The 24,748-nt window shown below is 58.8% G+C and carries 20 protein-coding genes; 18 read left to right on the plus strand and 2 right to left on the minus strand.

Annotated features, from left to right (window positions below; translation table 11 throughout):
- Positions 1–342: 342 nt before the first annotated feature.
- Together ACP2YO_RS11910 and ACP2YO_RS11915 are read right to left on the minus strand one after the other, a co-directional pair.
- Positions 343–1,215 (minus strand): isocitrate lyase/phosphoenolpyruvate mutase family protein, encoded by an 873-nt coding sequence (locus ACP2YO_RS11910; protein ID WP_426441046.1) that lies wholly within the window; start codon positions 1,213–1,215, stop codon positions 343–345.
- A gap of 11 nt (positions 1,216–1,226) precedes the next feature.
- A complete protein-coding gene (locus ACP2YO_RS11915; RefSeq protein ID WP_426441047.1) occupies positions 1,227–2,426 on the minus strand; it encodes a pyridoxal phosphate-dependent aminotransferase in 1,200 nt (399 codons plus the stop codon).
- 649 nt (positions 2,427–3,075) lie between these two features.
- On the opposite strand from ACP2YO_RS11915, the gene ACP2YO_RS11920 reads away from it, so the two are divergent.
- The 18 genes from ACP2YO_RS11920 to ACP2YO_RS12005 all read left to right on the plus strand — a co-directional run bounded on the left by ACP2YO_RS11920 (position 3,076) and on the right by ACP2YO_RS12005 (position 24,602).
- The gene (locus ACP2YO_RS11920) at positions 3,076–4,254 is read left to right on the plus strand and encodes an ABC transporter ATP-binding protein (protein WP_426441048.1); all 1,179 of its coding nucleotides are present in this window, start codon (positions 3,076–3,078) and stop codon (positions 4,252–4,254) included.
- Complete coding sequence (locus ACP2YO_RS11925; RefSeq protein ID WP_426441049.1) at positions 4,251–5,225, plus strand: carbohydrate ABC transporter permease; 975 nt, start codon at positions 4,251–4,253, stop codon at positions 5,223–5,225. The genes ACP2YO_RS11920 and ACP2YO_RS11925 overlap by 4 nt, the downstream gene beginning before the upstream one ends.
- The gene (locus tag ACP2YO_RS11930; protein WP_426441050.1) at positions 5,222–6,070 is read left to right on the plus strand and encodes a carbohydrate ABC transporter permease; all 849 of its coding nucleotides are present in this window, start codon (positions 5,222–5,224) and stop codon (positions 6,068–6,070) included. Before ACP2YO_RS11925 ends, ACP2YO_RS11930 begins: the two co-directional genes overlap by 4 nt.
- A 166-nt stretch (positions 6,071–6,236) precedes the next feature.
- Positions 6,237–7,367: a PLP-dependent aminotransferase family protein gene (locus ACP2YO_RS11935; RefSeq protein ID WP_426441051.1), complete on the plus strand. Its 1,131-nt coding sequence runs from the start codon at positions 6,237–6,239 to the stop codon at positions 7,365–7,367.
- 197 nt (positions 7,368–7,564) lie between these two features.
- Positions 7,565–8,911 (plus strand): extracellular solute-binding protein, encoded by a 1,347-nt coding sequence (locus ACP2YO_RS11940; RefSeq protein WP_426441052.1) that lies wholly within the window; start codon positions 7,565–7,567, stop codon positions 8,909–8,911.
- Between the two features lie 212 nt (positions 8,912–9,123).
- Positions 9,124–10,602, plus strand: coding sequence for an alkaline phosphatase family protein (locus tag ACP2YO_RS11945; RefSeq protein ID WP_426441053.1), 1,479 nt, complete (start codon positions 9,124–9,126; stop codon positions 10,600–10,602).
- A 224-nt stretch (positions 10,603–10,826) separates the two neighbouring features.
- The gene (locus ACP2YO_RS11950; protein WP_426441054.1) at positions 10,827–12,470 is read left to right on the plus strand and encodes a hydantoinase B/oxoprolinase family protein; all 1,644 of its coding nucleotides are present in this window, start codon (positions 10,827–10,829) and stop codon (positions 12,468–12,470) included.
- A gap of 25 nt (positions 12,471–12,495) precedes the next feature.
- Complete coding sequence (locus tag ACP2YO_RS11955) at positions 12,496–14,595, plus strand: hydantoinase/oxoprolinase family protein (protein ID WP_426441055.1); 2,100 nt, start codon at positions 12,496–12,498, stop codon at positions 14,593–14,595.
- A gap of 18 nt (positions 14,596–14,613) precedes the next feature.
- Positions 14,614–15,810, plus strand: coding sequence for an N-methyl-L-tryptophan oxidase (gene solA, locus ACP2YO_RS11960; protein ID WP_426441056.1), 1,197 nt, complete (start codon positions 14,614–14,616; stop codon positions 15,808–15,810).
- A 648-nt stretch (positions 15,811–16,458) separates the two neighbouring features.
- Entirely contained in the window at positions 16,459–17,280 is an 822-nt protein-coding gene (locus ACP2YO_RS11965; RefSeq protein ID WP_426441057.1) for an ATP-binding cassette domain-containing protein, read from the plus strand.
- Positions 17,281–17,380: 100 nt separating this feature from the next.
- The gene (locus ACP2YO_RS11970) at positions 17,381–18,913 is read left to right on the plus strand and encodes a DUF1592 domain-containing protein (protein WP_426441058.1); all 1,533 of its coding nucleotides are present in this window, start codon (positions 17,381–17,383) and stop codon (positions 18,911–18,913) included.
- A 13-nt stretch (positions 18,914–18,926) separates the two neighbouring features.
- Positions 18,927–20,261: a DUF1552 domain-containing protein gene (locus tag ACP2YO_RS11975; protein ID WP_426441059.1), complete on the plus strand. Its 1,335-nt coding sequence runs from the start codon at positions 18,927–18,929 to the stop codon at positions 20,259–20,261.
- A 53-nt stretch (positions 20,262–20,314) separates the two neighbouring features.
- Positions 20,315–20,812, plus strand: coding sequence for a c-type cytochrome (locus tag ACP2YO_RS11980; RefSeq protein ID WP_426441060.1), 498 nt, complete (start codon positions 20,315–20,317; stop codon positions 20,810–20,812).
- Positions 20,813–20,846: 34 nt separating this feature from the next.
- Complete coding sequence (locus tag ACP2YO_RS11985; RefSeq protein WP_426441061.1) at positions 20,847–21,536, plus strand: cytochrome b/b6 domain-containing protein; 690 nt, start codon at positions 20,847–20,849, stop codon at positions 21,534–21,536.
- Between the two features lie 23 nt (positions 21,537–21,559).
- Entirely contained in the window at positions 21,560–22,180 is a 621-nt protein-coding gene (locus ACP2YO_RS11990; RefSeq protein WP_426441062.1) for a CC0125/CC1285 family lipoprotein, read from the plus strand.
- 16 nt (positions 22,181–22,196) lie between these two features.
- Positions 22,197–22,586, plus strand: coding sequence for a cupredoxin domain-containing protein (locus tag ACP2YO_RS11995; protein ID WP_426441063.1), 390 nt, complete (start codon positions 22,197–22,199; stop codon positions 22,584–22,586).
- A gap of 23 nt (positions 22,587–22,609) precedes the next feature.
- Positions 22,610–24,124, plus strand: coding sequence for a hypothetical protein (locus tag ACP2YO_RS12000; protein ID WP_426441064.1), 1,515 nt, complete (start codon positions 22,610–22,612; stop codon positions 24,122–24,124).
- A gap of 232 nt (positions 24,125–24,356) precedes the next feature.
- On the plus strand, positions 24,357–24,602 hold the full coding sequence (locus tag ACP2YO_RS12005; RefSeq protein WP_426441065.1) for a hypothetical protein: 246 nt from the start codon (positions 24,357–24,359) through the stop codon (positions 24,600–24,602).
- Positions 24,603–24,748: the final 146 nt, after the last annotated feature.

Below are 24,748 nucleotides of genomic sequence, written 5' to 3' on the forward strand. Positions count from 1 at the left end.
CCGACAAAGAATGTTCCATCACATTATTTGATGTTTATAGCCGGATTACTGCTTATCGACGATATCTCGCGCACAAAACCGGCTCGGCCCAAGTCGGTACGATCCGTACAGTCAGGCCCCAACAGATCAATAGACCATCAGCTCCAGAGCCGCATCTCAACCGCGGCGTGAGGAATGGTGGGCGCGATCGCCTCTTCTTGCGACACCACGCTAGCTTTCTGGAGGGGAAAGCCGTTTTGTCAAATTTCTCACCAGCATCGCGATCGCGCCTGACTCGGAACTCGGGGGCGCCATTTACGGTATTAAAATCTTGATGGTTGCGGCGGGGTTGGAATGCTGCGTTCAGCGAAGGAACCGAGCTTCAGCGGCCTCAACCTCGTCCATCTTCTGAAGTCTGAATATCTCCTCCACCGGCAGAATGTCGTTGTGCACGTTCTGGACGCCACCGTCGGCGATGATCCGGCGGAAGGTCTCCTGCATGGCAGTTGCAGCAGCGCGGATGCCGTAATTGCCGTAGATCATCATGCGGATATTGCCGAGCGCCTTGACCCGCTCGGCATTGAGGTCAGGGTAGGCGTTCGGCACGATCACCAGCGGCACCGATCTGGTCCAGGCGCGGGAAAAACTTTCGATCTCGGAAGGATCCTTCTTTTTCGAATGGATCAAGATCATGTCGGCGCCAGCCTCCGCATAGGCCTTCGCGCGATGCAGGGCTTCCGCTTCGCCGAGGCCTGCGATCAGCGCTTCGGTGCGGGCGATGACGAGAAAATTCCTGTCCCGTCTTGTCGCAACCGCAGCCTCGATTTTGCCTTGAAACTCCTCAATGCGCAGCAGTTCCTGGCGCCCGCCGGCAACAAGGCTGGTTACTTTCGGAAAAGTCTTGTCCTCGATGACAAGGGCGCTAGCGCCGGCCCGCTCATATTCGCCGATGGCATGGATGACATTGATCGCATTGCCGAAGCCCGTATCGATGTCGGCGACGATCGGCAGGGCCGTACGTCCGGCGATCGCCCGCACCATGTTCAGATGCTGTGTCATCGAGATCAGGCTCATGTCAGGCAGGCCATAAAGCGCCGACAGCTCGAAGCCGGAGGCCCATAAGCCGTCGAATCCGGCCTCTTCTGCAAGGATCGCCGAAAGCGGGCTGTGGGCGGCCATGATGTGGACAAGGCTGGTCTCGGCCATGCGGGTGCGGAGGCGTTTGGCGTGGGACATCGGACGGTCTTTCAGGACAGGGCCGCGCAGGCGGCGATGATGCGGTCGCAGGCGCGGGCGAGATCCTCGAGTGAGGAGGCATAGGAGATGCGGATATAGGGCGAGGCCATGAAGCCGCTGCCGGGCACGACGGCCACACCGAAAGCATCGAGCAGATACATGGCGAAATCGGTGTCGGTTTCGATCACCCTGCCGTCCGGTGTGCGCTTGCCGATGACGCCCGCGCAGGAGGCGAAAGCGTAGAAGGCACCGTCCGGCACCCGGCACGAAAGCCCCTCGGCCTGATTCAGCTTGGCGACGACGACATCGCGGCGCTCGAGAAATGCGCTCGCGAATTCCTTGATATGATTCCTGCCGCCGGACAGCGCCTCGACGGCGGCATATTGCGAAATCGAGCTGGTATGCGAGGAGGTCTGGCCTTGGACGAGGTTCATGGCCTTGATGAGCGACAAAGGTCCCGCGCCATAACCGACCCGCCAGCCGGTCATTGCGTCGGCCTTGGACACGCCGTTGACCGTCAGTGTGCGCTCATAGAGGTCCGGCGCGACCGCGGCCATGGTCGCGAAGGCACCGTTATATGTGAGCTTCTCATAGATGTCGTCGGACAACACGTGGACATGGGGATGCTGGCGCAGCACCGCGGCGAGCGCAAGCAAGTCGCCTCGGCTGTAGACCGCACCAGTCGGGTTGCACGGTGAGTTCAGCATCAGCCACTTGGTGCGCGGCGTGATTGCGGTTTCCAACTCCTCGGGGCGCAGCTTGAATCCATGGTATTCGTCGCAGGGGACGAGAACCGGCTTTCCGCCGGCGAGCGCCACCATGTCGGGATAGGAGACCCAGCACGGCGTCGGGATCACCACCTCGTCGCCCGGATCGAGGCTGGCAAAGAGCGCGTTGAAGACGACCTGCTTGGCACCACAGCCCACCGTGATCTGGTCGATACCGTAATCGAGGCCGTGATCGCGGCTGAAGACCTTGCGGATCGCCTCGCGCAGCGGCTTGATCCCGGCTACGGCCGTGTATTTCGTCCGCCCGTAAAGGATCGCCCGGATGCCGGCTTCGCTGATCGCGGACGGCGTGTCGAAATCTGGTTCGCCCTGGCTGAGCGTGATCACGTCTGCGCCCTGATCACGCAATTCAGCGGCGCGAGCCGTCATGGCTTTGGTTTCGGAGGGGCGGACGACATCGAGCCGTTGTGCAATGAGAGGCAAGCTGCAAACCTGTGAACTTAGAAGCGAGGATTTTCCAGCGCCTTTTACTCGCTATCCAATGATCTAACCAATCTGGTCATCGCATTTTCAAATGAAATGATCGAGTGGTGCGATATCTCGGTGCGTGTCGTTGGATACGACGCGCGTCTCCACGTGTCATCTAGCGAGCGGACGCCGCGAAGGCTGAGCATCTGGGTCAGGTGCGCACGGTGATCTGGCTCGCCTTCGCGTCGAGTCGGCACCTGCGCAGCGCGGTGACACGATCGTGTCCAGCCGCGGCCGGCCACCAGGATCAGCCGACGGCTTGGTCGCTCAGCCTTGATCAGCCTCGAGCGAACATTTCCAGGACAGCGAGACGCGCTTGATCGAAAACTCTGAACCGAGGCTCTTACCCCTTCTGTTCCCGCGTGATCTCCACGAAGGTGCGCGAAGCGTTGAGCCACAGCTCTTGCCATTCCGAGACCTTATTCTCTCGGAAACCGGTGCTCCATCTCATCTTGCGATGTCTGTATCGCGTAATTCGATGGGCGTCATCCGACTGTAGTAATTCGAGCCTCTAAGGTCTCGCACAGCAGCGACGTAGTCAAGCAAGACAGATGATCGCATTGTTGTGCTCCGCGAACGTTTCATGCTGACCTGAAAGGCGGCCATGGCATCCGTATCAATTGACCGCATCCGGAAAAATTACGGTCCGACATCCGTCTTGCGCTGTGTTTCGCTCTCGATCGCGGATGGTGAGTTCCTGACGTTGTTGGGGCCCTCGGGATGTGGGAAGTCGACGCTGCTGCGCATCCTGGCAGGTCTCGAGATGCAGGACGCGGGCTCGGTCTCGATCGGGGAGCGGGCAGTGGACGGCCTGAGGCCAAAGCGGCGCGATGTGGCGATGGTCTTCCAATCCTACGCGCTCTATCCCCACATGACGGTTGCCTCCAATATCGCGCTGCCGCTCCGGATGCGCCGACTCTCGGCCTTCCAGAGGTTGCCTCTTCTCGGACGCCTGTTGCCAGGAGCGGCGCGGATCGCTGCCGAGATCGAGCTGGAAGTCACCCGCACGGCAAAGTCCCTCGGCATCGGCCATCTGCTAGCCCGCAAACCGGGGCAGCTCTCCGGCGGCCAGCGCCAACGGGTCGCAGTCGGCCGGGCGATGGTGCGCCATCCGGCTGTTTTCCTGATGGACGAGCCGCTGTCCAACCTCGACGCCAAACTGCGCGTGCAGATGCGCGCCGAGATCAAGGAACTGCACCAGCGGCTCGGGGTCACCTTCGTCTATGTCACCCATGACCAGGCCGAGGCCATGACGCTATCGGACCGGGTCGCGGTGATGCTCGACGGCGAGTTGTTGCAGGTGGCTCCGCCGCAGGACATCTATGCCGATCCCGACGATCGTCGCGTCGCCGAATTCATCGGTTCGCCAAGAATCAATATGCTCGAGGGCGTGGTGCGGGAGCGGGGCTTGATCGATGCGGCGGGATCGACGCTTGCAATCGACGTCGATGCGCTGCCCGGCACGCCTCTTACGCTTGGCATTCGCCCGGAGGCTTTTCATCTCTCTGACCACGGCGGGCCGGGCGCATTGACCGGCTCCGTGCGCATGATCGAGCACATGGGCTCCGATCTCTACGTCCATCTCGATCTGGCGGGCGTCGATCATCCTTTGATCGCACGACTGCTGGCCGAACGGGCGCCGCGTATCGCACCTGGCCAAACCTTGCACGTCGGCGTCAGGTCGGATCGCGTGCTGGTCTTTGCCCGTGATGGGCGGCGTCTGCGCCCGGAGGTGGCATCTGCCCGGGCATCGATCACGCCAATCCGCGAACTCTCCCGATGAGCGAGCCTGTTGTTCTTTCCAGCGGATCCGAAGCCCCGTCGGCGACAGATGGAGCGCGAGCGCTTCCATCCCCCACTGCCTCATTGAGGCGAAGCCGAACCTTTACGGAAGCGCTGGCGGCCTGGACGCTGGCCGGGCCGGCAGTCCTCTCTCTGCTCGTCCTCTTCTTTCTGCCGGTCATCGGTGTCTTCGTCATCGCACTCACCGACTGGCAGTTCGGCGCGCGGTCGCTCTCTTTTGTCGGCGTTGCCAACTTCCGTGAGGTCTTTGCGGACGACGGCTTTAGGACCTCGCTCTTCAACACCGTGATCTACGTTCTGATCGTCGTGCCGGGCACTCTGGTCCTCGGTCTTCTGATTGCGCTTCTGATCGAAAGCGGAAAGTCCTGCCGCGCCTTTTACCGCGCCATCCATTTTCTGCCGTTCATGGCGACGCTGACGGCCATGGCGGTCGCTTGGGAGGCGCTGCTGCACCCCACGATCGGTCTCGTCAATCAAACGCTCGCTGCCATCGGCCTGCCGACCGCCAACTGGCTGCGCGACGAGAGCACGGCACTCCCTGTGCTGGCCGTGATCGGCATCTGGCAGAACCTCGGTTACGCCATGGTGCTGTTCCTGGCTGGCCTGAAGAGCATCCCGCAGGACCTCTACGATGCTGCCGATGTCGACGGAGCTGACCGTTGGCTTGACCGGCTGCGCACCGTCACGCTCCCGATGCTCGGGCCAGTCTCGATGTTTGTGGTCACCGTGGTGGCGCTGAGGGCGTTTGAGTCGTTCGACACTGTAAAAGTGCTTACACAGGGTGGGCCCGGCCACGCCTCCGAAGTGCTGCTCTACACGCTATATCGGGAAAGCTTTGAGTATCTGCGCACCGGATATGGCGCGGCCGTTGCCGTGGTCTTTCTCGCCATCGTCGTGACCCTCACCCTCATTCAAGCCCGGCTCATGGACACGAAGGTGCATTACCAATGAGCACCGTCACTTCGACCAACCGATTGTCGCCACCGGCCGCCATTGTTCGCCATGCCGTGCTGCTCGTCACCGGAACGCTCATTCTCGTGCCTTTCGTGTGGATGGTGTCGCTGTCGATCAAGCCGCCTGGCGAAATCTTTCGTGCGTCCTTCTCCTTTTGGCCCACTCAATTTTATGGCGTCGAGAACTATACCAAAGCGCTGACCGAAGCGCCGCTGTCGCGCTACATGGGTAACGGCCTAATCGTCTGTGCTCTGATCCTCGGCCTTCAGATCCTCGTCTGCGCCCCTTGCGCCTATGCGCTTGCCAAGCTTCGCTTTCCCGGCCGCGACCTGCTCTTCGGCATGGTGCTCATCGGCCTGCTGCTCCCGCACCAGGTGCTGTCGCTACCGCTGTTCATCCTAGGCTACCAGCTCGGCATCCTCAATACCTATGCAGCGCTCATCTTCCCTTATGTGGTCTCGCCCTTCGGCATCTTCCTGTTCCGGCAGTTCTTCAAGACGATTCCTGATGACGTGGTCCACGCCGCGCGGCTCGACGGTCTCTCTGAAATCGCGATCGTTTGGAGGATCATGGTGCCGATGGCGCTGCCCGCCGTGATCGCCTTCTCGATCTTCTCGGTCGTCTCGCACTGGAACGATCTGTTCTGGCCGCTGATCGCAGTGCGCGACCAGTCCCTCATGCCGCCCCCGCTCGGCATCATGGCGTTCAGGAATGAGGAGGCCGGCAACGATTACGGCCCGCTCATGGCCGCATCAACTCTCGTCGTGCTACCCCTCGTCATAGCCTTCCTTGCGGCCCAGACGTGGTTCGTCGAAGGAATGACCGGAGGAGCTGTGAAGTAAACCGGTGCTCCCCGAGAGCTCAATTCTCAACTGAGACTGCGTGATGTCCAAATTCTCATCCGCTTATCCTTGATGCTTCGCGGCTGCTACCCCGCTTTGATCATTGCCACACTTGAACGACTTTGGAGGAAGGCCCATGTGCTCACAATCAGCTAGGGAGCCGGCGATGCAGTCCGTTGAGGAGCAACCTGTTATCGAGATGAGCCGCACTCATCCGCCATTGGTGCCGACGGTATTCGACCCAGAGTATAGAGCAGCGCTCGCTGACGTCATGGGCCGTTTTACGCCGAGCGAAATGCTTGGAGCGCACCGCTGGATGGGCACTGAACTCGATCGCGCCGCTGGCGCGGCTTTCAGTGGTTATCGGCTGGGACGACCGCCGGATCCGGATCGCGTGGTCGTCACCAACGGCACGCAAAGTGCATTCAACATGCTGATCGGTGGTCTGGTCGGCCGTGGCAACGTGCTTGCCGTCGAAAGCCTGACCTATCCACCCGTTCTTGTACTTGCGGAGCGGTTTGGCTTTCGTCCACGCGGTGTTGCCATGGACGAGGAGGGCATGTTGCCGGAAGCTCTCGAAGAGCTCTGCCTTACGGATCGACCGAAGGCGGTCTATTTGCTGTCGACCCTCCAGAATCCGACGACGGCCACGATGTCGCTTGTACGCCGGGAGGCGATCGTCGCAATCGCACGACATTATAATTTGCAAATCATCGAAGACGACATTTACAGCCTGCTCCCCCAGACCCGGCTTCCGCCACTCGCAGCCCTAGCGCCGGAGCGAGGCTGGTATCTGCTAGGTGTCGCGAAGAGTGTCGCAGCGGGAATGAAGATCGCTTATGTGGTGGCGCCAAGCGCCGAGCGCGCGGAAGCCCTCTTCTGGCCGGGAGTGAGGGCCACTTTCTGGATGGCTGCCCCGATCAGCGCTGCCGTTATCACTCGGATGATCGAAAACGGCGCCGTACTGCGTATGGTCGATGCCGTGCGTTCCGAGATGCAGGCACGTCACCGACTTCTGAAGCCGCTGCTGTCTGACGTCGATGTGGTTACGGCAGATGGTGCCTTGCATCTCTGGATCCGCTTGCCAGACGGAATGTCCGCGCAAAGCCTAGCGAACAGCATTTCCCGATGCCGCGTCAATGTTGGCACGGGCCAGCCGTACGCGATTCCCGGGACGGCCGCGCCGCAAGCGATCCGTGTGGGCATCGGTCACGCCCGATCGAGAGAAGAGCTTGCGATGGCCATGCGAATCATCGTCGGGGCGTATGCGGGGGAACTGAGAGCTGGCGATTGTTGAGTTCTGTGAGAGATGCCGATTTGTCATGAGCGAGTTGAGCCAATATGGACCGATGTAGATCTAGATCCCGCCTTGGTCCGGGGGCTGCACGATCATCGAGACGCGCCGGTGCGCACGGAAGACGATCGGCATTACCTCTCGTGCTCGGCAGGCGAGTGTCCCGACGGACATGCCATCGTCACCGTCCTCCGATCTGCATGAAGTGGATGATCTTCCAGCCAAGCGACGACTTCGCGAAGCGGCGACCGGCCACTCGCTACCGTTACCAAGGGATATCGACCATGCTTAGCCGTCTCGCCTGCGTTTGCGTTGTTTTCACCTCGTTCTTTGAACACGCGGTGATTGCTGGACCCCTCACCCTGGAGGTCTCCTATTCGTCCGGCTCCTACACGCAGGTTATGGTCGAGAGTGCCCGGACGTTTGAGGCAAGCCACCCGGACATCAAGATCCGCTATCGGGCACCGATCCTGACGACCTATGACGAACTGTTGCAATCGACCCTGCGGTCGGCCGCCATCGGCGACCTGCCGGACATCTCGATAGAGGGCAACGAGACGATCACGACCTTGGCAGCTCGCAGCGTTCCGGTTGCCCTCGACGAGTTCATCGCCCGGGAGACGTCATGGGGCCAGCAGGGGTACTCGCCGGCGATCCAAGACGTCGGCCGGATCACCGGCGAGACTTACGCGCTTGCTTATGCCACATCGGTGCCGATCATCTACGTGAATGTCGATCTCTTGAAGAAGGCAGGGATCGCCGATGCGGGCGCTCTCAAGACCTGGGATGATGTGATTGGTGCCGCCGCAAAGGTCCAAAAGCTGGGTGGCGGAGTAATCGGCGGCTTCTTCGGCTACCAGTCCACCGGTAACTGGAGCTTTCAGGCTCTGATCACCAGCCAAGGAGGCAGGTTTCTTACCGGAGACGGCACGGACATCGCCTTCGATAGCCCCGAGGGGCTCCGTGCCCTACAGATTCTGAAGGCTTTTGGCGACACCGGAACTGTAGACATGACCCCTGCTCAGATGGTGCAAGCCTTTGCATCAGGCACGATCGGTGTATTGGCCGCGGCCAGCGCGGGGATCGAGCAGATCGAAAGGCAGGCAGGAGGACGCTTCGAGATGAAGACTATCGCTTGGCCGATCGAATCCGAGAACGGCCGGATTCCCGCCGGCGGCCGCGCCGTTATGATCTATTCGAAGGACCCCAAGAAGCAGCGGGCAGCGTGGGAGTATGTTAAATTTCTCATCGGTCCGGTCGGACAGACAATCGTGACCAAAGGTGTCGGCTCGTTACCGGTGAACAGCATCGCAGTTACTGATCCCGGCCTACTGGCGCCGTACTATCGCGATCACCCGAACCAACGCACCGCGACGGAGTCGATCCCGCGTCTGACAAAGTGGTTCTCCTATCCCGGCGAGAACGCAGTCAAGGCAAGCGAATTCGTCCGCGATCAGCTGCGCCGGGTGCTCATCGAGCATCAAAACCCCGAGCAGGTCCTGCGTGATCTCACCACGGGTGTTCGTACCCTGATCGGACGCGGTTGAGCCCAGCCGAACTGTTGTGCGATGCCCAACCATCATCGGTCCCTTAACCGTCTTGTCGCGTGTCTTCGATCATTATTTTGGAAACGAGAAGCGCGACATCACCCCCTTTTGAGCTCGTGCCTTACGCGACGCTTCTCTTTGCTCTGCAAAGAGCGGCTAATCCCGTTGGCTGAAGCAATTCCCACCAGAGAAGTTCGAAGAGCCTTGATCCCATGTCTCCCAGATTCCTTATCGCCAGCTTTGACGGGTTGCGTCCTGACCTCATCGGCCCAGAACTGACGCCCAACCTCTATCGGCTGCAGGCCTCCGGCGTGACGCTCGCCAATCATCGGACGGTCTACCCGAGCGAGACACGCGCGGCCTTTCCGAGCCTCGTCACGGGCGCGACAACCGACCGCCACGGCATGGTCGGCAACAAGTATCTCGACCGCTCCGCAATGCCACCGCGTTATATCGACACCTCCGATGCAATTCTCCTACGGCTGCTCGACCTCGAAAGCGGTGGTCATCTTTACTTCGCGCCCTCGCTTGGCGAGGTCTTGGCGGCCAACGGAAGAAGCCTCGCCGTGCTAGCTACCAACACGCCGGGGACCACCAGGCTTTTCCACCACAAGGCCGAGGATTTCGGCCATATCCGGCTCTCCGGCCATTTCCGCGAAGCTTGTACACCAGACAGTTTACTCTCAGAGATTGAATTGCGCATCGGTCCATTGACACCAGCCCCGCCCAAGACCCAGCCAGATTGTGTCGGGCAAGACTGGATCACCTCGGCTTTCCTTGATGCCGTCTGGCCCAAATATCGTCCCGATGTCACGATCCTTTCCTATGGCGAGCCGGATGTCACCTCGCATTTCCACGGGACCGGCGCGGAAGCTACGCGCGCGATCATCGCCCATTGTGACCGCCAGTTCGGCCGAGTACTCTACTGGTGGGAAGCGGAGGGAAGGCGGGCAGGAGTTCAGATTTTAGCAATCTCGGACCACGGTCATATCACCGGCCATACGCGCGTATCGGTAGCTGATGGTCTGCGTGCGGCGGGCTTCAGTCCCGGAGTCGCGCCTGCTTCCGACGTTGACGTTGTGGTGGTGCCGGGTCAGGTGGGGGCGCTCTATCTAGCCGAACCCGATGAGGCAAAAATCGCCCGGTTGGTTGCAACCATTGCGTCTGAGCCATGGTGCGGTCCCGTGTTCACCCGTGCGAAGGATGAGGTCTATGGCATCGCTCCAGGCAGCCTCTCGAACCGCCTCGTCTTTGCCGATCATTTTCGTGCGCCGGACGTCGCCTTTTCGTTCCGCGCTAACGATAGCATCGACCCCTTCGGCCTCGTAGGCGGCACATTCTATGACAACGATCGCCGGCCCGGCCTTGGCCTTCACGGTGGGCTGCATGAAAAGGAACTCGCAGCAACGGGCATCATCGCGGGGTCGGCTTTCCCCGCCACTGGATCGGTGTCTTCTGTCTCGTCAGGGATCTGCGACCTCGTACCAACAATCCTCCATTTGCTTGAAATTGATGCACCGACTGCGATGAGTGGACGGGTGCTCCGCGAGCTTCTAGAGCCGGCGTCGCCTCAACCGGTCACAATTCGTACTGAACAATTCGAGGCGCGACTTGGCAGCTATAAACAGGTACTTCGACGGGTGCTCGTGGGGGACACATGCTACGTTGAAAGCGGAATGGCAGAAGGCTGACAACGCTTTCGCCCGAACCACCACGCGCCATCGCATAATACAGGGAATTGCATCGAGTTATTCGATGAGTGTCATCTGTCTTGTGTTCTCGCATGATAGCGACTTGCAAGTTTCTGACGCCGTTGCGCGTTGGACGTCCACGGTTCTGCCGGCCTTCGAAGCTTAGTAGACGGGTTCCGTTTCGGTCGACCACTAGTCTGTGCCTGCACCAGTAAAGAATTTCGATGACAAAGTTCTCTCTGAACAAGCTAAATGGCGTGAATCTCGAGATTATGTGGTCACGCCTCATCTCCATCGCGAATGAAGCCGCCACCGCGCTTCGTCGTACAGCATTCTCAACAATCGTACGGGAATCTAACGATTTTGCCGTGGTCATTCTCGATGAGCATGGCTCGAGCGTCGCCGAGAATACTATAGGTGTTCCTGCATTCCTTGGCGTCTTGCCGCGAGCGCTCACGTCTCTGCTCGCGGAGATCCCCATCGACCGGTGGCAGGAGGGCGACTACATAGTCACCAACGATCCTTGGATTGGCGCTGGTCACCTCCCCGATTTGGTGATGGCAGCTCCCATATTCGTTCGGGGGCGCCGGGTCGGATTCTCGGCGACTGTTGCACATCTTCCCGATATAGGCGGCACGATTTTCTCCGCGGATTGTCGGGATTTCTTCGAGGAAGGTGTTCGCATCCTCCCGACGAAGTTCATTGAGGGCGGCAAGGAAAATCCTGAAGTCATCCGCTTCATCAGGGGCAATGTGCGGTTACCAGACCTTGTTATTCGAGATATCTACGCGCAAGTGGCGGCGCACAATGTTGTCTCACAAGGTGTACGCGACTTTTTGGCTGCCGTCAGCTTGCCGACTCTGAGCAGCATTTCAGGCTCCCTTCATGAAAGAGCGGATCGCGCCATGCGCGCGGCGATTTCACGTCTGCCTGAGGGTGAGTATCGCTCGCTTGTCAAAGCGGACGGGTACGACGGAAAGGAGACTGAGATTCGCTGCTGCATCCGCGTAAACGGCGGTAAGCTGTCGGTGGACTATGCAGGCAGCTCAGCGCAGATTGACCGAGGGTTGAACTCTGTCTTCAATTATACCTATGCATACACAGTTTACCCGTTGAAGTGTGCGCTCGATCCAATCACGCCACATAATGACGGATCTTATCGAGCAATCGAAATTTCTGCGCCGATAGGCTCAATTCTCAATCCGCGATTTCCGGCACCTTGCAATGCGCGCCAACTGACCGGCCAACTGTTGGCCGGCTCGATCTATAAGTGCCTCGCTCAAATCATCCCAGAGCGGGTCGTAGCCGAGTCCGGCACAGCTCCTACACTTCGCGCAGTCTTCAGCGGCTACGACGAAACCGGCCAGCGATTTTCTCAGATGTTGATGTGCAGTGGTGGTATGGGGGCGAGCGCCGCCAAAGACGGTCATGCCTGCACGCCGTTTCCGACGAACACCGGGTCTGGAAGCATCGAAGCGTTCGAAGGCCTTGCGCCCCTACTTGTCCGCAGGCGAGAGCTCGTCGCTAATTCCGGCGGCCCGGGAAAGTATCGCGGCGGCCTTGGACAAGAAATCGAAATCGAAGTGACTTCTCCAAACCCAGTCGGTATGTCGTTGATGAGTGATCGATCGCTCAATCCCCCTCAGGGACTTTGCGGAGGAGGTCCGGGCCAGCCCGTGAAGTTTTCGTTGGCGAGCGGTCGGGGGCTGCATCCGAAAGGCCGGACCGACCTGGCGCCGGGGGAGCGATTGATACTTCGCTATGGAGGCGGAGGCGGGTACGGGAATCCCAAAGAGCGTAATCGAGAAGCGGCGCTCACGGATATCGAAAACGGCTACGTCGCCACCATTCCCGGCAGTTTGCCATAATCACGACTCTTCGGAAAATAGCATCATGGACGGAGCAACTCTTCGCATCGGCGTTGATGTCGGTGGAACCTTTACAGATTTTGTCCTCCTCGACAGCCCGACTGGCAAAGTGCGGTTCGGCAAAGAGCTCACGACCCACGACGATCCGAGTCGAGGGATACTTGACGGGCTGCAGAAACTGCTGGACTCGCATAGTCAGTCGATATCCGACCTTTTGGATCTGGTTCACGCCACAACCCTTGTGACCAATGCGGTCATAGAGCGCAAAGGGGCTCGTGTCGGCTTAATCACAACCAAAGGCTTTCGCGATGTCCTGGAGATAGGAAACGAAACACGATACGAACTTTATGATCTTTTCTTCGAGAAACCGGCTCCGCTGGTACCGAGACCGTTGCGTATCGAGGTATCCGAACGCGTCGATGCCCAAGGGCGTATCATTGATCCACTTTTGGAATCAGACGTGATTGCCGCGGCTGACGTGCTTAGGCGAAACGGGGCTGAGGCTGTAGCCGTTTGCTTATTCCACAGCTATCGAAACCCGATCCACGAGAGACAAGTCCGAGATATCTTGACGCATGTGGTGCCCGAACTGCCAGTCACGCTTTCATCAGACATTGCACCGGAAATTCGCGAATATGAGCGGTCAAACACAGCGTGCGCGAACTCCTATGTTCAGCCAATGGTTCAACGATATCTCGCAACTCTGGAGACGAAGCTCCATGAAAAAGGTTTTGGCGGTTCGCTTCGATTGATGCTCTCCAATGGTGGCGTGACGACGATTGAGCTCGCGCAGTCAAAGCCGATCCAATTGATCGAGTCCGGTCCTGCCGCTGGTGTTGCTGCAGCGGGCCACCTTAGCAAAATCATCCAAACGCCTAATCTGCTTTCGTTCGACATGGGTGGAACGACGGCCAAAATGTGCCTTCTGCGTGATGGTGAGCCCCAGCGCGCAAACGAGTTCGAAGCTGCACGGGTGCAGCGTTTCAAAAAAGGCTCAGGTCTCCCGATGAAGGTTCCTGTTATCGATCTCATCGAGATTGGCGCAGGTGGTGGTTCGATAGCCAAGCTAGATACCCTTGGATTGCTAAAGGTCGGCCCTGAGAGTGCCGGCTCGTCACCAGGACCCATTTCCTATGGACGTGGCGGGCGCAACCCGACCGTCACCGATGCCGATCTCGTCCTCGGCTTTCTTTCGCCTGATTACTTCTTGGGTGGTGACCTCCATCTCGATCTGCCGTCCGTGCATGACGCCATCGTCAACAAGATTGCTGATCCACTCGGGCTGAGCGTGGTTGAGGCAGCGGCGGGCATTCATCAGATCGTAAACGAAACCATGGCTGCCGCCACCAGGATGTACCTTGCTGAGAAGGGCGTCGATCCTCGGTTGCAGACACTTCTCGCATTTGGAGGCGCCGGACCTGTACATGCATATGGATTGGCGAAAATTCTCGATGTCCGCCGCATAATTGTTCCGTCAGGTGCAGGGGTCATGTCAGCTCTTGGGTTGCTGGTCGCCCACCCCGCCGTTGACCTTGCACGCAGCTGTCTGAGTAGCCTCAGGGAAGCCAATTGGGAGCGCATCGAGCTGTTGTTCGAAGAGATGCTTCTCGAGGCCCAAGCCATTATGGCTGATGCCGTCGGTGGCTATGGCGCTCTCTCCGTGACGCGCTTTGCTGATATGCGGTTCATCGGCCAGGGTTTCGAAGTCACGGTGCCGTTGCCCGATGGCCCATCGACAAGAGACCGGAGCCGTGAACTCGAGCTCGCTTTTATCGACGCTTACGAAAAGCTATTCGGTACTCGTATCAGCGACATTGGCGTTGAGGCGGTCACGTGGCGTCTGCATGCATCGGTCCAGTGCCAGCGGGACGCGATACTGCACGCGCCGCGATCTTCGACCGAATTGGTCGAAAAGGGCCAACGTGATGTTTACTTCCCAGACATCGGGTTTAGGCGATCCCGGATTTTCGATCGCTCAAACCTTGCGCCAGGCGTTCAACTTAGCGGTCCGGTAATCATTGAAGAGCGCGAGTCGACTACGATCGTTGGTCCTGATGCCAAGCTGTCAGTCGACGATCAGCTCAACCTTCTTATCGATATCGCAACTGCCTCACCCTCCGAGTAGATTGATTTGGAGTCCGAAGTGAAAAGTCAAAAGATTATCGTGATCGGACTTGGCGCTATGGGAAGCGCGGCGGCAGCCAGTCTGACCAGGCGCGGCTACAATGTTGTCGGATTTGAACGCCACTGGCGTGCTCATAATCTCGGGTCGAGTCATGGGGATACGCGAGCAATTCGAAAGGCCTATGTACGAGAAGAGCAATACGCCCCGCTTGTACTGGAGGCTTATGAGTTATGGCGAAGGCTGGAGCGGGAAAGCGGCGCCGAATTGCTCAGAGAAATAGGCGGTTTGGTCGTGGCGCCTGCAGGTGGAGAGACGTTGTCGCGCTCCATCGCGACAGCCGATAGATACGGCATTCCCTATGAGGTCTTAGACCCGGCTGAGGTGACAAGCCGTTGGCCCACCGTGTTGCCCCCGGTTGGAACCGCGGCATTCTATGAACCCAGTCAATCAATCATGCCGCCGGAAAAAACCGTCTCTACAAACATAGAGATTGCTATCCGAAATGGCGCGCAGTTGCATTTCGATACTGCGGTCTTGTCTTGGGACGCATCTCCAAGCGGCGTTACTGTGCAGACCGCACAGGGAAATTGCGATGCGGATCGTTTGGTCCTCGCCGGCGGGGCTTGGTTGCGACAGCTTGTAGATTTGTCACTGATGCCAATCAGTGTAGAGCGTCTATTCCAAGTATGGGTCGAGCCTGACGGCAGCGTGCACCAGTTCCGCGTGGGTAATCATCCGCGATGGGTGTTTGAAGATCCCCAAGGAAGGGCAGCGTATGCTTTCCCAATTCTCGAAGGTGAGCGTGCGATTAAGTTGGCGTTTACTGCCGGCGCGCCGACTGATCCGGATGTTGTCCAACGTGATGCATTGCCTGGAGAAATAGCGGAACTCGTTGGATTCATGGCGCAGCTGATACCGGCTATAAAGGGCAAGGGCGCTTCGCGAGTCGCCGCGTGCCTCTCTGGCAAGGCACCTGATGACAATTTTATACTTGGGTGCCATCCAGCTTCGTCTAATGTGGTTGTCGCCGGAGGGTTTTCGAGTCACGGCTTCAAGTTTGTCCCCGTCATAGGCGAGATACTAGCGGATCTTGCGACGAATGGTGCTACCAGCCGAGACATTAGCTTGTTTGAGCCATCTCGCTTCCTAAGGAACGATCTAGCAGGAGCGCTGCATGATGTCCGCCGTAAGTGCCAAAGTGGAGCTATAAAATGAACTGGTACCGAGTCCACCGAAGGCTTGATCGCGCGTCAAGACGCGACTTTGAACGGTAGTCCGTGGTGTCCCGAGCGAGAAGTGCTGGCGGAGGCCAAGCGCGATGCCGCGCTAGTGTCCTTGTAGGAGCACGAAGGAGCTCTAAGCGGCCTGTTAAGTTGACCGTAGTCGGACCGTCAACGCTCGCAACCCAAGTGAGCGACAACGGACGCTGTTTCTTGTTGGATGAGCTCTCAACCAAGAGATGAAGGAGCTGCGGGCGGCTGAAGATGCGGAGCCGTTTTGCAAACCGGAGACAAATTGGAGCACCCGCTAAGTTCGACGCAAATTTTGACGACTTCTACTCGCTAAGCGGAGGCAGCAAGTTCGAGTCTACTTGCTGCGCCGAGCCGACGCGAGCCAGTGGTGAGGGGCATCGCAGCGCGCGCCAAGTTCCGTTCCTTGAGTGATCCAGACCCGTCAGCGGCGCTTTGAGTGACGCTCTGGCGTCGCACCGCACGTCATCGCATCTGGTCCGGGTTAACATCAAGTTATTCGATTGACGTCATGCAGCTGTAGGAATGTGGGCCTTAAAGCGTGCTCGTCCAACTCGCCTCCTCGCCGAGCTTGCACAAGAGTCTTCATGCTGATCATCGGGAAATAACGGCGATGGCATTCGTTTCGGTCGAAAGCATCAATGAGAATAGCGGTCAGATGTCCGTCTTTCGCGGAGTTTTGCTGTCGACAGCGGATGGTGAGTTTTTGATGAAGTTGGGGCCATCGGGGTGTGGGAAATCAAGGCTGCTGCGGATCCTCGCAGGACTTGAGATGCAAGGAGACGCCGGCTCGGTCTCGATCGACGAGCGCTCGGCGGATGAACTACGGCCCAAGCGATCGGACGTTGCGACACGCATGACCGTCGCATCCAAAGCTTCACCGCTCGACATTTACGCCAATCCCGATGATCAGCACATCGCCGAATTTATCGGCTCGGCCAGCATCAACATGCTCGACGGCGTAATGCACAAACGCGGCTTAATCGATATATCCGCAGCAACGCTAACGATCAGGCCCGATACGCTCTCGGGCGCGTCGCCGACGACTCGCATTTGTCCGGAGACTACTGATCTCGCAGACAACGGCGGCCAGAGCGTGCTGCCCGGCTCCGTACACATGATCGAGCATATAGGTGCCGATCTCTTCGTTCATTTCGATTTGGCGGGCATCGACCATCCGTTTGTCGCGAGGCTATTGGCTGAACGAGCGCCGCCGCCGAACCACAGCTTGCATTTTGAGGTTCGGTCGGCGCGTGCTTCCATTTACATGGGGCAAGTGACGCCTGCGGCGAGAAGTCACGTCGATCTGGGAGAGCGCAGGATGTGCGAGCCTCTTGCTGTTCCTGATGGCTCCGACAAGCCGTCCATGAAGGAGGCGCAAGCAAGCCTGTATGCGACCTCCAAGGCGTACATAGGGGATGCCATTTATGCGTGATGTTTTAGTCGTCCTTCTATCCCTGATCGTATTGGTCCTCGGTCCTACGGCTTTCAGTGTTGCTTCAGCCCAGGCCGCCTCCAGTTCGGAGGTGGTGAGCATGAGACGGCTGACCCAGCAGGAATATCGCAGCTCCATTGCCGACATTTTCGGCAAGGAGATCGAAGTACGCGGCTCCTTCGAGCCCACGATCCGGGTAGGTGGGCTGCAAGCGGCTAGCACCTCGGTGCTTTCGGTGACACCCGTCGGCTTCGAGTCGTTCGCCAAGATGGCGGACAGCATTGCGGCGCAGGTATCGGGAGCAGAATACCGCGCAAAGCTGCCTTGCGCGCCCAAGTCTCCCAAAGAGCCTGATGATGCCTGCACCGCTCAGGTGTTGAAGCATTATGGGAAGATGCTTTACCGGCGGCCCTTGACCCAGGACGAGATAAAAGGCGCCGTCAATCTGAGCCGGGGCATGGCCATGTCGCAGAAGGATTTTTATGCTGGTCTGCGCTACGGCCTGGCCAGCCTGCTCCAGGCACCGGATTTCGTATTCCGCATCGAAAACGCGGTACCTGCCGGAAATGACCGATGGGCGCTGGACCCTTACAGCCGGGCGACGCGCCTCAGCTATCTGTACTGGGACTCAACTCCCGACGTCGAATTGCTGCAGGCGGCGGAAACGGGCGATTTGAGCACGCCCTCTGGCCTTGAGAAGCAAGTTGATCGCCTGATGTCTTCGCCGTGGTTGGACATCGGAATGCGAGCGTTCTTCAACGACATGTTGGAGCTCGACAACTTCGACACGGTTTCCAAGGACAGCATTCGTTATCCCAAGTGGAGCTCGAACATTGCGGCTTCCGCAAAGGAAGAGACATTGCGCACCGCCATCGATCTGGCGCTGCATGCCAATGGCGACATGCGCGACCTCATGACCACGCGCAAGACGTTTCTCAATCGCGCCCTGGCGGCTGACTATCAGCTGCCGTTCGGATTCAAGGACGACTGGATGCCCTACGAGTTCGCGCCCGATTCCGACCGCAGCGGCGTTCTCACCCAGGTCAGCATGCTGTCCATGTTCTCCCATCCCGGTCGCAGCTCGCCGACCAAGCGCGGTGTGGCGCTGATGGATATCTTCCTCTGCGAGCCTACGCCCGCGCCGCCGGCCAATGTGGATTTCTCGGTGGTCAATAACACTAGCGGTCCCTTGAAGACCGTGCGCGAGCGTTTGATGGCGCATGCCACGACCAGCACCTGCGCCTCCTGTCACAATCACAGCGATCCCATCGGCCTGTCGCTCGAAGGCTTCGACACGATCGGCCAACATCGCACCATGGAGAATGGGGAGATGATCGATCTTTCCGCCACCCTCCAAGGCAAGCACTTTGTCGGAGCCGAGGGGCTCGGCCAGTTCCTGCACGACAATCCCAAATATACCGCCTGCCTCGCGCGCAAGGTCTATTCTTATTCCCGTGGCTTGAATAGCGAGGACGTTTCGGCCACGGCTTTCAAGGGCGCCTATGAGACCTTCAAAGACTCTGGTTTTCGCATGCGTTCCCTGCTGAAGGCCATGGTCGCGGACAAGGACTACTTCAGCGCGCCTCCACCCTCTCCCGAAACAACCATCATGACCAACGGCGTGGCCCAGTAGATAGGAGCCTATCATGAAGATCGATCGTAGATTTTTCCTCCGCGGCACATGCCAGGGCGCTCTGGTCGTGATGGGCTTGCCCTTCCTTGACTGCTTTCTGGACAGTAAGGGCGAGGCGCTGGCAGCGACGGGAAGGCCGCTTCCCTCGCGCTTCAACACTTTCTTCTTCGGCCTGGGCCTGACGAGCCAGCTGTGGATCCCCAAGACCGGCGGCAAGGATTATGAGATGACGTCGCAGCTGAAACCGCTGGAGGCGTTCCGCGGCAAGCTGAACGTGTTCAGCGGACTGAGCGTCCCCCTGGACGACAATCCTAACTACCAGCACTGGTCCGGCGCGGCGGCGGCTGCCACGGGCATTTCTCCCACCAAGCTGAACGAGTTCGAGTCCAAGACCATCGACCAGCAGATCGCCGATGTCATTTCGCACGGCGCCCGCTTCAAGTCGATTTCGGCTTCCGCGGCCGGCGATCCGAGGCAAAGCTATTCCAGCCTTGGCGGCGCCAACGCCATTCCGGCGGAGGCCTCGCCGCTGGCGCTCTATGCCCGCCTGTTCGGGCCGGGCTTCCAGGACCCGACTAAGGGTGACTGGAAACCCGATCCGCAAGTCATGATTCAGCAAAGCGTGCTGTCGGTCGTGGCCGATAATCGCAAGCGGGTCATGCAAAATCTGGGCTCCGCCGATCGCGCTCGAATGGATCAGTATTTCACCTCGGTGCGCGAGGCCGAGTTACAGATGGCTGCGCAATTGCAGCGCCCCGAAATCCAGGCCAAGGTGACCATTCCCGAAGCGCCGCCCGAAATGGTGTGCAACAATGCCGTGCCCAATCTTCGCAAGGTCACGCCACTGATGGCGCGGCTTGGGGCGCTGGCGCTCGCCACCGACCAGACCCGGGTATTCAATCTCAGCGTGTCGGAGCCCGGATCGCAGATGTTCATGCCTGGCGACGCCTCGGGGTATCACCAGTCCACCCATGAAGAGCCGATTGATCCCAGCATCGGCTATCAGCCCAAGGTGGCACAGTACAATCTCGACAACATGGAACTGTTTGCCATGCTTCTGAAGGAGCTGGACGCAGTTCCCGAAGGCGACGGCACCGTCCTCGACCACAGCCTGGTCTTTGCCTTTACCGATCAAAGCTACGCCAGGATCCATGCAGTGGATGGCCTTCCGATCTTCGTGGCTGGCGGGGCCAGCGGTCGCGTGAAGACCGGTTATCACGTCGCTGGCGATAGGAGCCCAGTGTCGCGTGTTGGCCTGACGATCCAGAAGGCCATGGGCGTGTCGCTTGACGTTTGGGGCAAGGGGTCGATGGAAGTCAGGCAGCCCCATACGGATTTGCTGGCGTAAGGTCCATCCGTCACGAATTTGACCACCGGGTTAAGCTGGGAGTGACAGTCCGTATGTCTGCGTTGGGTTTTCGTTATGTTAGTGCGACGGTGTGCGTTGCTTTCGGTTTTGCCATCCTGCAAGCCGTCGCTGGTCCGGCAGAGGTTGCTCAGATCAAGCCACGTCAGAGCAAGCTGCGTGACATGGGCGGAGCCCTTAAGGCGATCAATGACGAGATCAAGAAGGGAAAGATCGATTGGGACAATACGATCATTCCCAATGCAGAGACCATCAAGGACCGCAGCGCCTACCTGCTGAATTGGTTTCCTAAGGGCAGCGGCCCGGAGGCCGGCGTCAAGACCTATGCGTTGCCGGACATCTGGCAGAACGAGGACGACTTCGCGAAACTGGGCAAGGCGGCCCAGGCTGAAGCGACCAAACTCCACGAGATTGCGCTTAAAAAGGACGAGAATGGGCTGAAGGCGCAAGCGTTGGCGACAGGCAAGGCCTGCAAGGCCTGCCATGACAGCTATCGTTCGCGTGACTATGAAAATCAGAATGAAGACGAATAGGGCTCCTATGACTTCGTCTGAGGCGGGATCCGAGGTGGGCCGCATCGACGCCGTCCTGGCCGATACAACGGACTTGAGAGTCTGGGACCTGCCGGTGCGCGCTCTGCACTGGGGTCTGGTAATCGGGATCGGCGTCTGCTGGTGGACCGGCACTCACAATGCACTCGAATATCACCTTTGGAGCGGCTACGCGGTCCTTTGGATCGTGCTGATGCGTCTCTATTGGGGCCTGGTCGGTTCGTCGACCGCCCGCTTTGTCAATTTCGTGCGGGGACCCAAGGCAATTCTCGACTATGCCAGCACCCTTCATCGGCGGGACACCACCCACAGCCACGGCCACAACGCGTTGGGAGCGATCAGCATCGTCGTGATGCTGGGATTGGTCCTAGCTGTGGTGATTCTCGGTTTGTTTGCGGTTGACGTCGACGGGCTCTATTCGGGTCCACTGTCAAGCTACGTCACTTTCAAGCAGGGCCGCCATCTCGCGCACCTGCATTACTGGTGGTTCGACATCCTGCTTTGGATGATCGCGCTGCATCTGGCGGCGGTGATCTTCTACTTCCTCTATAAGCAACAAAATCTCATCGGACCCATGATCTCGGGCAAGCGCCGCAGCGATGCAAGCGATGCGAAAATGAAGCTCGCGCCGTTGTGGCGATTTGTAGTTGGCGGAGTCGCCGCGACCATCATCGTATGGGCGGTTTCCATCGGCTTCTATTTCTGACGATTGGAAAAAGGACAGGAAGAATGAAACGCGGCATTCATGTCGGATATCTCCTCGCTGCGCTTTGCGCTTCTGCGGAGATCGGTTCCGCGGCGGAGCTACCGCCAGCCGCGGCTGCTTCCGCACCGGCCAAGCCCGCGCAGGCTAGCGACAATCTCCCCATGGTGCCGCCGGCCAAGCCGGGGGTATTCACGGCACTGAAAAAGGGCGCCGACCGGTTCGATCTAGTCGTGGCCGGTCACAAATTGACCACTCGCGACGATATCGAGAAATATCTCGCTTACCGCGCCGCTGACCTGACCATGGAGCACGAGGCGACCTGGTTCACGTTTGTTGAATCACGCTCGACAGGCGACACGGCGCCTGAACCCAAGCGCGATCCTGCCGGCCTGCGTTACAGCTTCAGAATGGAGTATTTTCGACCCGTCTGGCGCTACAAGACCAGCGGCTCTCCGGCCTGGAAGACGTGGAGTCCTTTCACAGGTGCACCATTCACTACCGATGACCCGAAAACCATAACGGATTTTGAGGTCAGCGCCGATATCGTGCTCCATAGGGGCCAGATGGACGATGCCAATCCCCTGGCTTTTGAAGCCGGAGCGGTATCTGACCTCCTGATCAACCAAGTATCGCCGCCAGAATGATTGCAAGGAACGTCCAATGAAGATTGATCGTCGTGCTTTTACGGAGTTGCTCGCCAGCCTCGGTGTTGCTGCTGCCTCGCCCGCGCTGGCTCAAGGCCAGACCGTCGAAGTCTCTATGAAGAACAGTCCAAAAGCTGCGTTCGTGCCCGCGATCATCAATATTGGCGTGGGCGATACCGTGAAATGGACCAATCCCGGCGTCATCACTCACTCGGTCGCGTTTGATCCTGCGCAGGCGTCCACGGCTTCCGATGTCGCGCTGCCGGCGGGCGCGCAGCCGTTCGGTTCCGGCAACATGGAGGAAGACGCCACCTTCAGCCACACCTTTACGGTGAAGGGCACCTACAAATACGTCTGCAAATTCCACGAAGCGATGGGAATGGTTGGAACGGTCGTCGTTTCCTAAATATCACGGTGGGGAGGAGCGTCATGGTCCCGAATAAAAGTCTGATAGCTTGCATAGCGATTCTGGCCCTGACCGGCAGCGACGCGCTGCCTGCCGCAGCGTCTCCATGGAGCCGCGGCTTTGTGGTGGGAGCCTATGAATATGCATTCCGTTATGGCGGACGGCCTGACTTCACCCGCGGTGAGGAAATCGAGCCAGGAGTGGACTGCCAGCATGGTAGTGCCCTCCACTTTAGCCGTAACAACACAGACCCGGCCAGGAATTTGGTGAAGAAGGCATTGGAGCGCCAGAAATGGCGCTCGCAGCAGGAGATCAACTGGATCGCCAACCCGCCAGGCTTGGAGCAGATCACCGCTGAACCACCATCACGGGTGCTTGGCAGGATCTGGATGCGCGCCGTATCCTATCGAGGATACAAGCGCGGCATCGAAACGTACGTCAATCCCTGGGCCGCTGACGATCCCGGCCAGCCGGAAGTGACCAGCCGCATCGCTGACGGCTTCAACCTAGACGGCAAGATCGGGCCTCATGATTTCGTCAGTCCCGACGGTGAGAGGGGAATCGACAACGCATTATACCGTGCGTGGGGCTGTGATGCGCCCTGGCGCGGCAGTAGCAACGCCAAAAACGCCTTGCAAGCCAACGACAACTTACGATCCGGCGGCTATTCGATGGTTCTGCGCATCTCTGGCCATCAGGACCCCATGAATGACAACGATGCAACGGTCGAGATCGGCTATTCGCCCGATGCGATCGTTAAGGATGCCAGTGCCGGCATTGCCGTCGATTATTCCTATCGCATCCTGAACTCAGCCCAGTACATCAAGCTGAAGGCCAAGATCAGAGATGGTGTCTTGGAGACTGAACAGGTGGAGCATTTGACGATCCCACGAATCGCCATCGAGGCGTATGAGACCGGCGAAGCCGATCTGACAAAGGGAAAGATCAGGCTGAACATTGCGCCCGACGGTCTGAGCGGAACTGGCCTGATTGGTGGCTACCGCAATTGGCGCGATCTTTATGCTGAGAGCGCCTTCTCCAAGTACGGCGCCGGCGTGTACGATATCAATTACGGTCAGGATCACGTGGCACTTTACTATGCGTTAAGGCGTAACGCCGACGGCATGTACAATAGGAAGGCCCAGCAATATGACGGCATCTCCACCGCCTATCGCATCAAGTTGGCCAGTGCCTATGTTGTGGATGCCGACAGACCCATGGACATTCCGATTCGGGCAGGGGAGCTATGGCTAAGGAAAGCCTATGAGGCGACTAAGGCCAACACCATCAAGGGCGTCGCGATCCGCACCCCGCAAGATGTCCCCCCGGGTAGCGGAGAAGGCGCCTATCCCCTTCTTGAAACTTCCAAAAGCCTAAAACTTCTTCCCAGCAAACAGTTTTTCCTCGAAACATTGGATCGCCCACACTATCCGGACGGTGTGGGGATGGATGAAAACGGCAACCCGATCGACGATCAGGGTGACCGCGTCGACGAGCATGGCAAAAAGCTTGACGAGCAAGCTAATGTGCGAAGATGACCTACCACTTTCTGATCCTTGATTTGAGCGAGAGTCCGATGAGAGGGACGCGAAAAAGCAGGTTCGACCAGACGCGGATCATCAGCTCTCCGGCGTGAGCAGAGAGGCGGAAGCTTGCCGCCTCGGCCGAGCCCCCTCGATCCTTGCCACAATGGCGAATCAGCGACTTCCCTTAATCCCAATCCGGCCCAGTGTCCCCAAATGGCGGCGGCGCTGCGATGACGAGGCGTTCGTGATCGATTTTGTCAGAAAGGGTTTGCGAACCGGCCGCTTGCGCGGGAATGAGCGTACTGTCGTGGTCTTCCACGCCGTTTGCTCAGCCGCGATTTTTTTCAGTCGAGGCGGCCTCGAGATCCTCTACCGGCAGCTGCATCTGATTCAGCAGCCGCGCCTTGCGCTCCGAGCTCTATCCATCCAGATGCCGCTGCAGTTTCTATCTCAAGCTTCAGGAGCTGCGATCAGCGGCGCTTTGGCCTAGACGTCAACCGCCTCGACCTTGCCGAACTCAACGCCAGCTTAGCTTACACTCCCGCTAATAGCCGACAAAGGGGCATTCGTTGAACGACAACGGTACGGGGCAAAGATGCCTTCAGCACCAGGCTCTTGGCTGATCTCGACGTAGAT

It is taken from the genome of Bradyrhizobium genosp. P, assembly GCF_049949265.1.
Lineage (GTDB): Bacteria > Pseudomonadota > Alphaproteobacteria > Rhizobiales > Xanthobacteraceae > Bradyrhizobium.

Excerpts from the sequence above, each read along its gene's own strand:
- ACP2YO_RS11910 (WP_426441046.1), bottom strand. The coding sequence starts at position 1,215 with ATGTCCCACGCCAAACGCCTCCGCACCCGCATGGCCGAGACCAGCCTT.
- ACP2YO_RS11920 (WP_426441048.1), top strand. The coding sequence starts at position 3,076 with ATGGCATCCGTATCAATTGACCGCATCCGGAAAAATTACGGTCCGACA.
- ACP2YO_RS11925 (WP_426441049.1), top strand. The coding sequence starts at position 4,251 with ATGAGCGAGCCTGTTGTTCTTTCCAGCGGATCCGAAGCCCCGTCGGCG.
- ACP2YO_RS11930 (WP_426441050.1), top strand. The coding sequence starts at position 5,222 with ATGAGCACCGTCACTTCGACCAACCGATTGTCGCCACCGGCCGCCATT.
- ACP2YO_RS11935 (WP_426441051.1), top strand. The coding sequence starts at position 6,237 with ATGCAGTCCGTTGAGGAGCAACCTGTTATCGAGATGAGCCGCACTCAT.
- ACP2YO_RS11940 (WP_426441052.1), top strand. The coding sequence starts at position 7,565 with ATGAAGTGGATGATCTTCCAGCCAAGCGACGACTTCGCGAAGCGGCGA.
- ACP2YO_RS11945 (WP_426441053.1), top strand. The coding sequence starts at position 9,124 with ATGTCTCCCAGATTCCTTATCGCCAGCTTTGACGGGTTGCGTCCTGAC.
- ACP2YO_RS11950 (WP_426441054.1), top strand. The coding sequence starts at position 10,827 with ATGACAAAGTTCTCTCTGAACAAGCTAAATGGCGTGAATCTCGAGATT.
- ACP2YO_RS11955 (WP_426441055.1), top strand. The coding sequence starts at position 12,496 with ATGGACGGAGCAACTCTTCGCATCGGCGTTGATGTCGGTGGAACCTTT.
- ACP2YO_RS11965 (WP_426441057.1), top strand. The coding sequence starts at position 16,459 with ATGGCATTCGTTTCGGTCGAAAGCATCAATGAGAATAGCGGTCAGATG.
- ACP2YO_RS11970 (WP_426441058.1), top strand. The coding sequence starts at position 17,381 with ATGAGACGGCTGACCCAGCAGGAATATCGCAGCTCCATTGCCGACATT.
- ACP2YO_RS11975 (WP_426441059.1), top strand. The coding sequence starts at position 18,927 with ATGAAGATCGATCGTAGATTTTTCCTCCGCGGCACATGCCAGGGCGCT.
- ACP2YO_RS11980 (WP_426441060.1), top strand. The coding sequence starts at position 20,315 with ATGTCTGCGTTGGGTTTTCGTTATGTTAGTGCGACGGTGTGCGTTGCT.
- ACP2YO_RS11990 (WP_426441062.1), top strand. The coding sequence starts at position 21,560 with ATGAAACGCGGCATTCATGTCGGATATCTCCTCGCTGCGCTTTGCGCT.
- ACP2YO_RS11995 (WP_426441063.1), top strand. The coding sequence starts at position 22,197 with ATGAAGATTGATCGTCGTGCTTTTACGGAGTTGCTCGCCAGCCTCGGT.
- ACP2YO_RS12000 (WP_426441064.1), top strand. The coding sequence starts at position 22,610 with ATGGTCCCGAATAAAAGTCTGATAGCTTGCATAGCGATTCTGGCCCTG.